At 49.5% G+C, this 13,609-nt stretch carries 11 protein-coding genes; all 11 read left to right on the top strand.

Translation table 11 applies throughout. The features are described from left to right. The first annotated feature begins 106 nt into the window (after nt 1-106). Nucleotides 107-1,414 (top strand): phosphomethylpyrimidine synthase ThiC, encoded by a 1,308-nt coding sequence (gene thiC / locus Q0144_RS09900; RefSeq protein WP_298063868.1) that lies wholly within the window; start codon nt 107-109, stop codon nt 1,412-1,414. Beyond that, nucleotides 1,411-2,505, top strand: a complete 1,095-nt coding sequence (locus Q0144_RS09905) for an Mrp/NBP35 family ATP-binding protein (RefSeq protein ID WP_298063870.1) — start codon at nt 1,411-1,413, stop codon at nt 2,503-2,505. The genes thiC and Q0144_RS09905 overlap by 4 nt, the downstream gene beginning before the upstream one ends. 849 nt (nt 2,506-3,354) lie before the next feature. After that, complete coding sequence (locus Q0144_RS09910) at nt 3,355-4,380, top strand: hypothetical protein (RefSeq protein WP_298063872.1); 1,026 nt, start codon at nt 3,355-3,357, stop codon at nt 4,378-4,380. Nucleotides 4,381-4,455: 75 nt separating this feature from the next. After that, nucleotides 4,456-5,331, top strand: coding sequence for a hypothetical protein (locus Q0144_RS09915; protein ID WP_298063874.1), 876 nt, complete (start codon nt 4,456-4,458; stop codon nt 5,329-5,331). Between the two features lie 152 nt (nt 5,332-5,483). Beyond that, the gene (locus Q0144_RS09920) at nt 5,484-6,677 is read left to right on the top strand and encodes a tetrahydrodipicolinate N-succinyltransferase N-terminal domain-containing protein (RefSeq protein ID WP_298063876.1); all 1,194 of its coding nucleotides are present in this window, start codon (nt 5,484-5,486) and stop codon (nt 6,675-6,677) included. Between the two features lie 357 nt (nt 6,678-7,034). Then, on the top strand, nt 7,035-7,427 hold the full coding sequence (locus tag Q0144_RS09925; protein ID WP_298063877.1) for a hypothetical protein: 393 nt from the start codon (nt 7,035-7,037) through the stop codon (nt 7,425-7,427). Nucleotides 7,428-7,445: 18 nt separating this feature from the next. Further along, nucleotides 7,446-8,573 (top strand): cation diffusion facilitator family transporter, encoded by a 1,128-nt coding sequence (locus Q0144_RS09930; protein WP_298063879.1) that lies wholly within the window; start codon nt 7,446-7,448, stop codon nt 8,571-8,573. 197 nt (nt 8,574-8,770) lie between these two features. Next, nucleotides 8,771-10,363, top strand: a complete 1,593-nt coding sequence (locus Q0144_RS09935; protein ID WP_298063881.1) for an ABC-F family ATP-binding cassette domain-containing protein — start codon at nt 8,771-8,773, stop codon at nt 10,361-10,363. Next, on the top strand, nt 10,356-10,559 hold the full coding sequence (gene thiS, locus Q0144_RS09940) for a sulfur carrier protein ThiS (RefSeq protein WP_298063883.1): 204 nt from the start codon (nt 10,356-10,358) through the stop codon (nt 10,557-10,559). Before Q0144_RS09935 ends, thiS begins: the two co-directional genes overlap by 8 nt. Before the next feature lie 969 nt (nt 10,560-11,528). Then, the gene (gene thiF / locus Q0144_RS09945; protein ID WP_298063885.1) at nt 11,529-12,323 is read left to right on the top strand and encodes a sulfur carrier protein ThiS adenylyltransferase ThiF; all 795 of its coding nucleotides are present in this window, start codon (nt 11,529-11,531) and stop codon (nt 12,321-12,323) included. Between the two features lie 502 nt (nt 12,324-12,825). Further along, nucleotides 12,826-13,587, top strand: coding sequence for a thiazole synthase (locus Q0144_RS09950; protein WP_298063887.1), 762 nt, complete (start codon nt 12,826-12,828; stop codon nt 13,585-13,587). Nucleotides 13,588-13,609 lie beyond the last annotated feature (22 nt).

Here is a 13,609-nt window from a genome sequence, read left to right on the forward strand (position 1 = left end):
GCGGCGCGAAATTTCAGCTTACGTTACGAAAATAAATGGCAAAAGAAAAGTAAGGATTAATGAAATTTGTTATATTATACGCGCATTTTTAAGAAGCGAGGCGAAAATGACCGAAAGCTGCGTAACGCAGATCTATTTTGCAAAAAGAGGCGAAGTGACGCCGCAGATGAGAGAGGTCGCGCAAAGCGAGCGCATGGACGTGCGGGCCTTGTGTGATCTTATCGCGCAAGGAAGAGCGATCATCCCCGCAAACGTTAATCACAAAAGTTTAAAGCCCATCGGCATCGGACGCGCGCTGCGGTGCAAGATCAACGCAAACATCGGCTCTTCGGGCACGACGAGCGATATTGAGGGCGAGCTGGAAAAGCTTGAAGCGTGCTTAAAGTACGGCACCGATACGGTGATGGATCTAAGCACGGGCGGCGATTTGGATGAGATCCGCGCTGCCATAATCGAGCGCTCGCCTGTACCCATAGGCACGGTGCCGATCTATCAGATGGTCCATGAGCTGGGCGATATCAAAAATTTAAAAACGAGCGCTATTCTTAGCACGATCGAGAAGCAAGCGCGGCAGGGAGTGGATTATTTCACGATCCATGCGGGCCTTAAGCTCGAGTTTATGCCGCTGCTGTCCCGTCGCAAGATGGGCATCGTAAGCAGGGGCGGCTCGCTGATAGCGTCGTGGATGATGAAATTTCATAAGCAAAACCCCTTCTACGAAGCGTTTGATGAAATTTGCGATATCTGCGCCGCCTACGACGTATCGCTATCTCTGGGAGACGGCTTGCGCCCGGGTTGCTTATACGATGCGACCGATAGGGCGCAGCTTAGCGAGCTTGAAATTTTAGGCGAGCTAGCCCTGCGCGCGAATGAAAAAAACGTGCAGGTGATGATCGAGGGTCCGGGACACATTCCGTTTAACGAGATTGAGCTAAATATGCAGCTAGAGCGCAAGATCTGCCGCGACGCGCCGTTTTACGTGCTGGGGCCGCTTCCCACCGATATCGGTGCGGGCTATGATCATATCAGCTCGGCTATCGGCGGGACGATGGCTGCGTATTGCGGTGCCAGCATGCTCTGCTACGTAACGCCCAAGGAGCATCTGGGGCTTCCCAATGCAAGCGACGTCAGAGAGGGCATCATCGCGCATAAAATCGCCGCTCACGCCGCGGACGTCGCGCTAGGCAAAGCGGGCGCGATAGAGCGCGATCACGCGATGAGCGATGCGAGGTATGGTTTTGATTGGAACAGGCAGTTTGAGCTTAGCTTCGATCCTGCGCATGCGCGCGAGCTGCATGATGAGAGCCTGGGCGATGAAATTTACAAGGGCGCGGAGTTTTGCTCGATGTGCGGACCGAAATTTTGCGCATATAAAATCAGTAGAAATTTAACCGAAAATAAGGAGAAAGAATGAGTAAAGACGAAGTCTTAAATTTGCTTAAGAGCGTGATCTATCCAGGCTTTTCTAAAAGCATCGTGGATTTTGGATTTGTAAAAGAGGTCGAGATCGGCGATAGAATTTTCGTAGGGATCGAAATCCCCAGCGCCAAGCCGGAGATCGCAGCAGAGCTCAGATCGGCGGTGCAAAAGGCGCTCGGCGCGGACGTAGAAATTTTAATCAAACAGCCCAAGATCGCCGAGGAAAAGAGCAACTCTCGCAGCGGCAAAAATATCGCGCCGCAGATCAAGCATTTCGTGATGATCAGCAGCGGCAAGGGCGGCGTAGGCAAGAGCACGACGACGCTAAATTTAGCCATCAGCACGGCAAAGCTAGGCAAGAGGGTGGGGATTTTGGATGCCGATATTTACGGGCCGAATTTGCCGCGAATGATGGGCGAAGATAAAACGCAAGCAAGCGTCGTTGGGCAGAAGCTAAAGCCGATCTTAAGCCACGGCGTGGAGATGATGAGCATGGGCGTGCTGATGGAGGAGGGCGCGAGCCTCATCTGGCGCGGCTCGATGATAATGAAGGCGATCGAGCAGCTGCTAAAAGACGTGGCGTGGAGTGATCTGGACGTATTGTTTTTGGATATGCCTCCGGGTACGGGCGACGCGCAGCTTACGCTCGCTCAGAGCGTGCCGGTGACGGCGGGCGTGTGCGTTACGACGCCGCAGACGGTCGCGCTGGACGACAGCGCGCGCGGGCTTGATATGTTTGAAAAGCTCCACATCCCGATCGCAGGCCTTATCGAGAATATGAGCGGCTTTATCTGCCCCGATAACGGCAAGGAGTACGATATCTTCGGTCGCGGCGGCGCGCAAAAGCTGGCGCAGCGATACAATACCGAAGTAATCGGCGAGATTCCGATCGAGATCGCTATCCGCGAGGGCGGCGACAGCGGCAAGCCGGTAAGCTTCTACGCGCCGGATTCTTTAAGTGCGAAGCGCTACGAAGAGGCCGCGCGCAAGCTGTGGGAGAAGATCGAGAAGATCGATCGCGAGGAGCTGGCGGATAACTCCGCAATCCAGCCGGTGATGGACGGCAAGAGCGCCTGCTCGAATTAGGACTTTAGCGGGCGCGGCGTCAAATTTTGCGTGGAATTTCTCTTGAATTTTGCAGATTGAAATTCAACGTGGAATTTCATAGTTCGAAATTTCACGCCTAATTTCGCTGTAAATTTTATAATGCTCGCAAAATTCCGATATGCAATCCGTCATAGAATTTTGCCCGTAAATTTCGCGGGCAAAATTTCACGCGGGTTTCGCGGCTTGGGATTTTGCGCCGAATTTTATAGCTCAGAATTCTGCGTTAAAATTTTGCTATAAAATTTTTGTGTATAGAATTTCGTGTAGAGGTTGTAGCATTAAATTCCGAGCTAGAATTTTACCCAAGCTTCGTTGCGTGAGATTTTAGATAAAATTCTAAGCGTGAAATTTTGCGGTGGAAGTTAAATTCCAAACGGACAATTCAGAGAGGTAAAATTTGCCGTAGAACTTCGCTTTGGAGTTTTAAATGTAAAATTTTAAGCATAAAGCTTTGCCGCGGAATTTTAAAATGTGAAATTTTATCGCTAAAACTTTGTTTTAAAATTTTAAGATGGGGCTTTAATATGAATTTTAGGTTTGAAATTTATCGCGCCTAGCTTTTTAGTGGTAGCCGCAGCATTGCGCTGGTTTAAATTTTATTTTGCCGGGTTTCATGGCGGTGGAGTTTATCTGCGAAAGCTTCCGCAAAGCTTATTTAGGATGGAATTTTATCCGTAGCGGTCGCGGCAAGGAAATTTCTCGCGCAGCTGAAATTTAAACAGCTGGAATTTATTCGTATAGGCTGTGGAGCCAAGGCGGCAAAATCCCTAAGCCTAGGGCTTTTAGGTTTAGGAATTTTACTTTTATACGAAATAAGAAAGGTCGGTAATGAGGTTTTTGATTATTTTGGTGCTTGCATTTGCGGCGTTCGCGCAAGAGAGCAATATGCAAAAATGGGCGAAAGAGATTACCGCGGACGCGCAGATCCCGCAGGATAAGTTTTTGGCGTTTTATCTGAATAAAGATGAGCCTAAGAAGGTGATTTTCTCTGAAAACGTCGATCGCATCAGCGTCAATTACGAAGGAAATTCTTTCCATGAAATTCCATCTCCAAATCTTATGGCGTATTGGGTCGGTGAGTTTAATTTCGACGCAGATGTCGAAAAGATGGTGCTAGGAGATTACGGCTGGTCCACGCTGGTAATCGCTGTGGATGGCTCGGACGTGCTGGGTGGGACTTCGAGCAATCAAAAGCGCCCGCTTACGTATAAATTTAGCAAGGGCAAGCACAAGATCGAAGCGTGGTTTTTAAATGACGCGCATTCCAGCGAGCTTTTCGTGGATTTTAAAGACGTAGAGCCCTTTTATCGTCAAAAGGATGCCGTGGCTAAGATCCCTGCGGATAAGGACTACGATCTGTGGCTGGGCGCGATCTACGAAAGCGCGCAGATGAATAATCGCGTCAAGCTAAATTTAGCCAAATCTGCAAAGCCTATCGTGCTACTGCTTAGCTCATATCGCGCCGTGGAGTGGGAGATCTCAAATCCGCAAAAGAATGAAATTCTAGCCGTGTTAATTTACAACCCCATAAGTAGTGTCCGTGGCGTAAGCGGTGCGCTTTACGTCGAGGATTATAGATACACAGAGGCTGCGGATGGGCTTAAATGCGAGTGCATCTCGGGCAATGTCTTTCACTGCGACGGCAGCGAGATTTATGATATGAACGGGCGCGTAAACGGGATATTCGGCAGAGGCCTGGGGGCATTTGCTGGCAAGCACGCCGTAAATTCCTTAGACCTACCGGGGCTTGTTATTACTCCAAAAATTTTAGACGAAAGCAAAGCTCGCCTGCTCTCTGTAGAAGCTGACCGCAAGAAATGCGAAAGCACACCGATGGATGATGTGTTTAGGTAGGATGAAATTTATGAGTGTTTGAAAGATAATTAAAATTTTATAACTTAATTGATTTGTATTTTATGGGAGAAAAAGATGTCAGGAAAATTTTCTGATAAATTAAATGAAATTTTAGGTAAAATTTCACCAACTTTCAATTTGATTTCTTCGCTAGCATGTATCCCTCTTGCAGGCTTCATATTTAACGTAACCTATATGAGAGCTAACGGCTTTTTTAGTTACGAAATTTTTAGTATAAATTTTATGTGGATTTTCTTGCTTATGGGTATATTTTTTGTGTTAATATTGTTAATAATACATGGATTTTATATTCTTGGTGCATATTTACGTATAACCCATCAAAGAACTGAAACAATTCAAATAATTAAAGATCAAATAATTATACCGACCAGAAATCAAAAAAATTGGTATTGCCTTTTATATAATGTCTGCATCATTGCAAACATAACAATAGCTATTATGGCTTTTGCATTTTTGGCATATTGTCATAAGTTGTATAATAATACCATTTTGATAGATTTTAACTTTTTATTTATTTCCATTTTTCCTATTTTTGAAATTTCAATAGTCATAATTTCGTATGTAGCTATTGATATCAAAAGATGGTTTGCAGCGTTTAGCGTGATATTTATTGGTATATTTTATATATTATTTTTATCCGCAATTCTATATCCTGAATTGCTTGGGAATATTTTTAAAAAGGCTTTAAAGTCTATAAGCTTAGCTTCCGATCATGTTGAAATTTATCTAAAAGATAAAAATGAATCCATTAACGGCGAACTGATTTTTGACGATGGCAAATATGCTTATGTGAAATTTGACCGTACGGTTAGTAATTGCGGCGATGTCGGCGATTCTTGCATTAAAACTATAAAAAAGAAAGTTCCTAGCGAGGACGTTAGCATTATTACCAAAGTTAAAAAAAATACTAAAGCAAGTGTTCCGAAATAAAACTACAAGAAGCCAAGCAATATAAAACAAAATAATCAAGAATTTAAAAGCGCGTGTTTTTGCTTTTAAATTCCATTCATGTGCATTTTCAAATCCCCTTTTAAATTAAATTTAGCTATACTCCCGCGCAATTTTGCGATTAAGGATTAAATATGAAAGAGATTAAATGCCTAAGCGAGCTGAGAGCTTTTGCAGATAAAGTTCGCGCCAAAAAGGGCTATCGCGATCCGATCATGTGGGCGGTCGGGCGCGTGTTTAAGGGGCGTGCGGAAGGGCATAAAAGCTTAAGCGTGAATTACGCGCACGTAAATTTTAAAGATGGGCTAGTAAGCGCAGCAGCGCTAATCCATGCTCTAACCGAATGCGGCGAGGTCGTGGATTTTAGCGGTAGTGAGTGCGTCCTTCCGCTAACGCACAAAGCCCTAAAAAAGGCGATCGAGGCTTTAAAATTTCTACAGCCAGACGCCAAAGAGGGCGCGCACAAAAATCTACAGGTGCTGCTTGCGGTTAAAGAGGCGATGAAATCGGACGAGCACGCGAGCTTTTGCGCTAGTTTTATCTTTGAGGATGCCGCGCCAAAAAGCGTCGAGAGCGCCTATCTCAAGCTTTACGCGCTTTCGCTAAATCTCTGCGAGCCGCGCACGCTCAATCTAGATGGCGCATTTAGCGTGCTTCCGAACGTCGCATGGGATGAAAACGCCCGCCCGATCGAGCTTTGGTGGCTGCGTGAAAACGAAATCCATTTAAAAATGCAAGGCCGCTATCCACGCATAATCAGCGTCGATAAATTTCCGCGCTATCTAAGTCACGTCGTACCGCCGCAAAATGTTCGGATTTTAGACGATGCGAAAGTGCGTTTGGGTGCGCATATCGCCGCGGGTACGACCGTGATGCCGGGTGCTGCGTATGTGAATTTCAACGCAGGCACGACCGGCAGCGTTATGATCGAGGGGCGCGTCAGCAGCTCGGTCGTCGTGGGCGAGGGCAGCGACATAGGCGGCGGCGCGTCGATTTTGGGCGTGCTAAGCGGCACCAACGGCAATGCTGTGAGCATCGGCAAGCACTGCTTGCTGGGCGCAAACTCCGTAACGGGTATTCCGCTCGGCGATCGCTGCATCGTGGATGCCAGCATCGCGGTACTTGAGGGCACGAAGGTTTTTATCGCGCAAAAGGATCGCGAGGCGCTAGCAGCGCTAAATCCAGGCTTTGCGTTCGATCGTGAAATTTATAAAGGGCTTGAGCTTGCCGGGCTTAGCGGACTGCACTTCCGTCAAAATAGTCAAAGCGGGCAGATTACGGCAAGCGTTAGCAAGCGTGCGATCAAACTCAACGCGGAACTGCATTAAATTTATAAATTTAAACGGCGGGCGCGGATTGGCTGGAGCTTTTTTTAAACTGCGTTAAATCTATAACTTAAACGGCGAGTTAAAAAAGATTTGGATGACCTCGCTATACGTGCTTCGAGCGATAGCATGTGATCATCACAAAAATTTCCGCTCATAGAATTTACGCGGAATTTAAAGAATTTTTGCCGCGATTTAGAAAATTTCTAGCGGTGATTTATGGAATTTACGCCGCTATTTTAACGTAAGTAATTTTGGCGGCTAGCGGATTTTTGCCGCGCAGAGGGTTCTTAAATTTTAAAAATAGATTGAATTTAAAATTTTAATATGATAGATTTCAAATAAAATTAGGAGGTTAAAATGAAAAAATTTATATTCGCCCTGTTTGGCGTATTTATCTGTAGCGCAGCGCTTGCGGGAGATGCCGATACCGATGCACAGCGCTGCAAATTTTTGGCGGACGCTGTAAATGGGCACAGTCACCCAGAGACTGAAGATATAAAGTTGGGCGCGGCTACGTGCGAAGGCGATAAATTTATAGTTTCCATGACCCTAAAAAACATAATTTGGGATAAAGTAGATCCTAAAATAAAGCAAAATTTTGAGAGAGTTTTGCGCGCCGATAGGCAAAAGGACGTTTGCGCGACGATGAAAGCGGGCGGTCTAAAACGCATAGGCGTGCGACAATTTCTGCAAAGTGGCGAAAAAATCGCCGATCTGACCTACACGCGCAGCGATTGCGGCTTAGAGTAAAATTTCAAAGGAGAGATAATGGAAGTGCCTCAAGCGGCGTATAGCAGGGATAAAATCATCATTCGCACCGGTGCGATCGGTATCGTTTCAAATGTAATTTTAGCGGCATTTAAGGGCGTCGTGGGGCTGATTTCTGGCTCGATCGCGATCGTGCTTGATGCCGTAAATAACCTAAGCGACGCGCTTTCATCCGTAATTACGATCGTGGGCGTACACCTTGCTAGCAAGCAGCCCGATCGCGCACACCCCTTCGGACACGGCAGGATCGAGTATCTAAGCGCGATCGTAATCGCCGTCATCATTCTCTACACCGGCGGCGTCTCGCTCGTCGAATCGATCAAAAAGATCATTCATCCGCAAGCGGCGAATTATAATGCGGTTTCGCTCGTAATCATTGCCGTAGCCGTCGCGGCAAAATTTAGCCTAGGGCTTTACACACAAAAGACGGGCGAGCGCGTGAACTCGGACTCGCTCATCGCTAGCGGCGTGGACGCCAAATACGACGCGCTCGTATCGCTAGCCACCCTCGTAGCGGCTTTGATTTCGCTTATTTTCGGGCTGAGCTTGGAGGCGTATCTGGGCGCGATAATTTCGACGCTTTTGATCAAAACGGCGTATGAAATTCTGCGCGATACGATCAGCAAGCTTTTGGGCTCGCGTCCGAGCTTGGAGCTTACAAATGAAATTTACGACGTCGTGCGCGGCTTTGAGGGCGTCATCGGTGCATACGATCTGATGTTTCATGACTACGGACCCGATAAAATGGTAGGTTCAGTGCATATCGAGGTCGCAAGTGATACGACCGCGGCGCAGATCGACGCTCTTACGCGCCGCATCCAAAACGCCGTTTTTGCGAAATTTAATATCATCTTAGACACCGTAGGAATTTACGCGTTTAACAGGAACGATCCGCGCGCCGCCGAGATCTACGAGCATATCAAGCAGATGGCGTTTTCGCACGAGTTCGTCTCGCAGATACATGGATTTTATCTCGACGAGGAAAAGCGCTCGATCAGCTTCGATGTTATCGTCGATTTCGCAGCGCCCGATATGGAGGCGACGTTTCGTGCGGTCTGTAAACAGGTGCGCGCCGCGTATCCGAACTACACGCTCATCATCACTCGCGACAGCGATTACAGCGGCTAAACTTTGGCGGTCTAAATTTAATCGCACCCGCCCGCGCGCTTTCGGCGAAATTTCAGAATTTTAGGCTACAATAGGAGAAATTTATCGCGGTTCGCCGCGGCGTAAAAGATGCAATAAACCGCGAGATGAAATTTGCGCGCAAAATCCGGCAAAAGTCCGCGCGCAAGCAACGCAAAGAGAAATTTAAAAGGAAAAATATGGTTGAAATCAAAGATCTAACGATGCGCTTTGGCAAACAGCTGCTTTTTGAAAACGTAAATTTAAGCCTCGATAAGGGCAGGCGCTATGGCCTCATCGGCGCAAATGGCGCGGGCAAATCGACACTACTTAAAATTTTAAGCGGACAGATCGAAGCAAGCAGCGGCGAAATTTTAATACAAAGCGGGCTTAAAATCGGCGTTTTGGGGCAGGATCAATTCGCCTTTGAAAGCTTCAGCGTCAAAGACGCCGTGCTCTACGGCAACAAGCGCCTCTATGATGCCGTGCGCGAAAAGACGCGGCTTTACGAAGCGGGCGAGTTTAACGACGAGATAAACGAGCGCCTCGGCGAACTTGAGATGATCTGCGCCGAGGAAGATCCCGCTTACGAGTACGAAACGCGGATCGAGAAAATTTTAAGTTCGCTGGGGCTGGGCGACTTTGATAAAAAGATGAGCGAGATCGAGACGAGCGATAAATTTAAGGTCCTTCTCGCGCAGGTGCTCTTCCCGCGCCCCGACGTGCTGTTTTTGGACGAGCCGACCAATAACCTCGATATCGACGCCATTTCGTGGCTCGAGTTTGAGCTAAATCGCCACGCGGGCACGCTCGTAGTCATCAGCCACGACCGCCACTTTTTAAACCGCGTCTGCACGGACATCCTCGACGTTGATTTTAGGCGAGTGCGCGAATTTAGCGGTAATTACGACGACTGGTTTATCGCGTCCAATCTTATCGCCAAACAGACGCAGTTTGAGCGCGAAAAAAAGCTCAAAGAAAAGGCTGAGCTTGAAAAATTTATCGCTCGCTTCAGCGCCAACGCAAGCAAAGCTAAGCAGGCAACGAGCCGTCAAAAACAGCTCGACAAGCTCGATCTTAGCGAGCTTGCTACCTCTTCGCGCAGAGAGCCTAGCATTTTATTCAAGCCCGCGCGCGAGATCGGCAATGAAATTTTAGAGCTAAGCGGCGTGGATATGAGCTTCGGCGAGATTCAGATTCTGAAAAATTTTAACCTCAAGCTCGCTCACGGCGATAAGATCGGCATCATTGGGCGAAACGGAGTGGGCAAAAGCACGCTTTGCAAGATCATCATGGGCGAGCTCGCGCCGCAGCGCGGCAAGGTTCACATGGGCGCCACGATCGAGTCTGGGTACTTCGCGCAGGATACGAATAATAAAATTTCAGGCGAGCTCAAGCTCTACGAATATTTGCAGAGCCCGCAGAATAGGGATCTGGATGAAATTCGCAAATGCCTTGGGCGCATGCTTTTTAGCGGCGCGGAGCAGGAGAAAAGCGTGGGCAGCTTAAGCGGCGGCGAGAAACACCGCGTGATGCTAAGCAAGCTAATGCTGCAACGCCCGAACCTGCTGGTGCTAGATGAGCCCAACAACCACCTCGATCTTGAGGCGATCATCGCGCTCGGCGAAGCGCTGTATAACTTCGCGGGCTGCGCGATCTGCGTGAGCCACGACCGCGAGCTCATCGACGCGTTTGCAAATAGAATTTTGCATCTCAAAGGAGACGGCGAAATCGTCGATTTTAGGGGCACTTACGAGGAGTATCGCGAGAGCTTGGGAGCGAGCGATGATTGAGATCTGCGTAAACGGCGAGTCGCTGCAGCTCGCGCAGGATATGAGCGTGAGCGAGTTTTTGCGCTCGCGCGGACACGATCTGCGCCTAGTGGCGCTCGAGCGCGACGGCGAAATTTTAAAAAAGGAGGCGTGGGAGCGCACGCAGATCTCAAGCGGCAAAAAATATGAAATCGTCGAGTTCGTAGGCGGCGGCTGAGATCGGAGCTTTGAATTATGTTAAAATTATAGCGGCTGAGGTTTAATCCGCGCGGCGGCCGTTAAATTTTAAGCGGCGTAGCGACACAGCGACTGGGGCTTAAAATTTGCACGCGCGTCGTTAAAATTTTAAACGGTACGGCAGAGCGGAGACATAGCGCGTTTGGGTTTTTAAATTTATGAGGAAGCCGCGGTAGCCTGGTGCCTGCGGCGAGCTTTTAAATTTTGCAAGCGAATTGAGGCGCGGTAGCCTAACGCAGGAGTTTTAAAATTCGCTCTGCGGCGATAGAGTTTAAATTTTATTGCGGCTGCGAAACGTTAATTTGCGCCGCCAGCTGCGGCGGTCGGTCGTGGGCTTTAAACTGCATCGGCGCTGCAAGCTTGAGCGCGGGGCATTAAAATTTATCCCGAAGTTGCGGGATTTGCGCGCGCGGTTTTTAAAATTTATCCCGAGATTTCTGTCGCCATGCACATTGCGATGCATACTGTTGCGTGTCGCTTTTTCGTCGGTCGGGCTTGAAATTTTAAATTTAGCCGTAGCGCGGGTTTATTTAGGCGTTTAGTAGCTTTTAAGTTTGGCGGATCGCTCTAGCGCTTCGCGACTTAAAATTTAACCGACAAGCGGGAGTTAATGCGCTAAATTTGGCTTGCGTTGCGCATTCTGTACGGAGACTGTGCGACGCGCCGTATTAGCCGAATGAAATGCGCGCATGAGACTAAAAGATTACGCGTTAAAAGCACGATGAAATTTGCGGATTAAAATCACTAGCGATGCGCTCGGTGCGCCCCGCGTGCATCGCAACTCGTGCGAGCGTTTGTGCAGTGCGTCTTAGCTGCGTAGATCTCTATCGCGACCGTGCCGCAATATCGCATAGATGCGTACCCAGTTCGCATAGATATGAGACGCCGCGCGCAAGTTGGAATTTGCGCGATAAATTTAGACGGCAAAAAGATAAAATTTAGGATCAAAATGCAGATAAAATTAAACGGCAAAGCTTACGAAACGGGCGCGAGTGATCTTGAGGGGCTGAAGCGCGAGGTTAAATTTAGCGGCGAGATCGCCGTGATAAACGGCTATGCGAGCACGCAGAATTGCGAGCTGAAGGCGGGCGATGAGCTCTTTTTGCTCGCGCGCGGTGCGGAGCTGGCGCCGCAGGAGCTTCGTGCGCTGATGCTTGCTCGCAACGCCCCCGCCGTAAACGAGGCGCTACAAGGCTCGCGCGTGGCGATCTGCGGGCTCGGCGGGCTCGGCTCAAACGTCGCGATCCTGCTTGCGCGCGCAGGCGTGAGCGAGCTCTTTTTGATCGACTTCGACGTCGTCGAGCCGACCAACCTCAACCGCCAGCAGTACGAGATCGGCGATCTTTATAAGCCTAAGACGGTCGCTCTGCGCGAAAAAATCGCGCGCATAAACCCGTTCGTGCGCGTGCGAACCTTAAACGAGCGACTTACCGCGCAAAACGTAGCCGAAATTTTAAAAAACGAGCGTATAATTTGCGAGTGCTTCGACGACGCGGCGGCGAAAGCGATGATTTTTGGCGCATTCGGCGGTACGGATCGCTTTTTGATCTGCGCTAGCGGCATGGCGGGCAGCGGCGACGCCAACGAGATCCGCACGACGCGGCTCGGCAAAAACGTCTTCGTCTGCGGCGACTGCAAAAGCGCCGCAGCTCAAGGCGTGGGACTGCTTGCGCCGCGCGTGGCGATCTGCGCCGCACATCAGGCAAACGTCGCACTTAGACTGATTTTGGGCGAGGAGAGCTAGCTTGGTGCTAATCGCGCGCCTGCATTTCTAAATTTACGCGCCTTGCGCATTGCCGCCAAATTTAAGCCTCGCGCGATTGTTTTGAGAAGCAGGCGAGCGTTTCGGCGGGTATACAGCGTGTTTAAAAGCGGTGTAAAATTTTACCGCGCGCCGCGTAAATTTAGCCGCGATATGCAAATTTAAACCATTTGCCGTGTGCAGCTCGCGGATAAGTAAAATTTTAAAATTTATTCGGCGCGAGCAAGCTACTTTTGAATGTAGGATTTAAAATTTCGTGTAGTAAAGCGAGCCACAGTCTGCGCGTGAAATTTTAAAATTTTGTGTCGTGGCGTAAAATTTGACGAGAAATTTTAAAGCTCTGGCGCGGCGTCGTGCAGCGGTAAAGCGACGAATAGAAGCAAGCAAAGCGCGCATATCTCGCGCTGTATATAATGCACTGCGAGCGCCGATATGCGCCATTTGCGCTGCGCATAAAACGAAAATTTAAACTAAAGAGGATAGAATGGACGATAAACTGATCTTAGGCGGCAAGGAGTTTAGCTCGCGCCTGATAATGGGCTCTGGCAAGTTCGATCACGCGATGATCGACGCCTGCGTGCGGCATGCGGGCTGCGAGATCGTCACGCTTGCGCTGCGCCGCGTGAACGAAAGCAAAAGTCGCAATATCTTGGATTTCATCCCTCGCGGCGTCACGCTGCTGCCAAACACCAGCGGCGCACGAAATGCCGAGGAGGCGCTGCGGATCGCACGGCTCGCGCGCGAGCTGGGCTGCGGCGACTTCGTAAAGATAGAGATCATAGGCGACAGCAAATACCTTCTGCCCGATAATGCCGAGACGATCAAAGCCTGCGAGGCCCTAGCGCGCGAGGATTTCGTGCCGCTTGCCTACATGCACGCCGATCTGTGCGTCGCGCGCGATCTAGTAAGCGCGGGAGCCGCCGCCGTGATGCCTCTGGCCGCGCCGATCGGCTCCAATCGCGGGCTGATGATGCGCGGGATGATAGAAATTTTGCTGGGCGAAATCGACGTGCCGATCATCGTAGATGCGGGGCTCGGCGCGCCTAGTGAGGCCTGCGAGGCGATGCAGATGGGCTGCGCTGCGGTGATGGTAAATACGGCAATCGCCACGAGCGGGGATCTGGCGCTGATGGCTCGGGCGTTTGCGCTCGGCGTGCAGGCGGGGCGCGATGCCTATCTGGCGGGGCTCGGCGCCGTTTGCAAAACGGCCAGCGCAAGCTCGCCGCTAACGGGATTTTTGCGCTAGCGGTTAAAATTTTAAGCGCGCT

The sequence above is a fragment of the uncultured Campylobacter sp. genome, assembly GCF_938045345.1.
GTDB lineage: Bacteria > Campylobacterota > Campylobacteria > Campylobacterales > Campylobacteraceae > Campylobacter_B.

What these genes read in the sequence shown, in the direction of transcription:
- thiC (WP_298063868.1), top strand. Translation starts at nt 107, where the DNA reads ATGACCGAAAGCTGCGTAACGCAGATCTATTTTGCAAAAAGAGGCGAA.
- Q0144_RS09905 (WP_298063870.1), top strand. Translation starts at nt 1,411, where the DNA reads ATGAGTAAAGACGAAGTCTTAAATTTGCTTAAGAGCGTGATCTATCCA.
- Q0144_RS09910 (WP_298063872.1), top strand. Translation starts at nt 3,355, where the DNA reads ATGAGGTTTTTGATTATTTTGGTGCTTGCATTTGCGGCGTTCGCGCAA.
- Q0144_RS09915 (WP_298063874.1), top strand. Translation starts at nt 4,456, where the DNA reads ATGTCAGGAAAATTTTCTGATAAATTAAATGAAATTTTAGGTAAAATT.
- Q0144_RS09920 (WP_298063876.1), top strand. Translation starts at nt 5,484, where the DNA reads ATGAAAGAGATTAAATGCCTAAGCGAGCTGAGAGCTTTTGCAGATAAA.
- Q0144_RS09925 (WP_298063877.1), top strand. Translation starts at nt 7,035, where the DNA reads ATGAAAAAATTTATATTCGCCCTGTTTGGCGTATTTATCTGTAGCGCA.
- Q0144_RS09930 (WP_298063879.1), top strand. Translation starts at nt 7,446, where the DNA reads ATGGAAGTGCCTCAAGCGGCGTATAGCAGGGATAAAATCATCATTCGC.
- Q0144_RS09935 (WP_298063881.1), top strand. Translation starts at nt 8,771, where the DNA reads ATGGTTGAAATCAAAGATCTAACGATGCGCTTTGGCAAACAGCTGCTT.
- thiS (WP_298063883.1), top strand. Translation starts at nt 10,356, where the DNA reads ATGATTGAGATCTGCGTAAACGGCGAGTCGCTGCAGCTCGCGCAGGAT.
- thiF (WP_298063885.1), top strand. Translation starts at nt 11,529, where the DNA reads ATGCAGATAAAATTAAACGGCAAAGCTTACGAAACGGGCGCGAGTGAT.
- Q0144_RS09950 (WP_298063887.1), top strand. Translation starts at nt 12,826, where the DNA reads ATGGACGATAAACTGATCTTAGGCGGCAAGGAGTTTAGCTCGCGCCTG.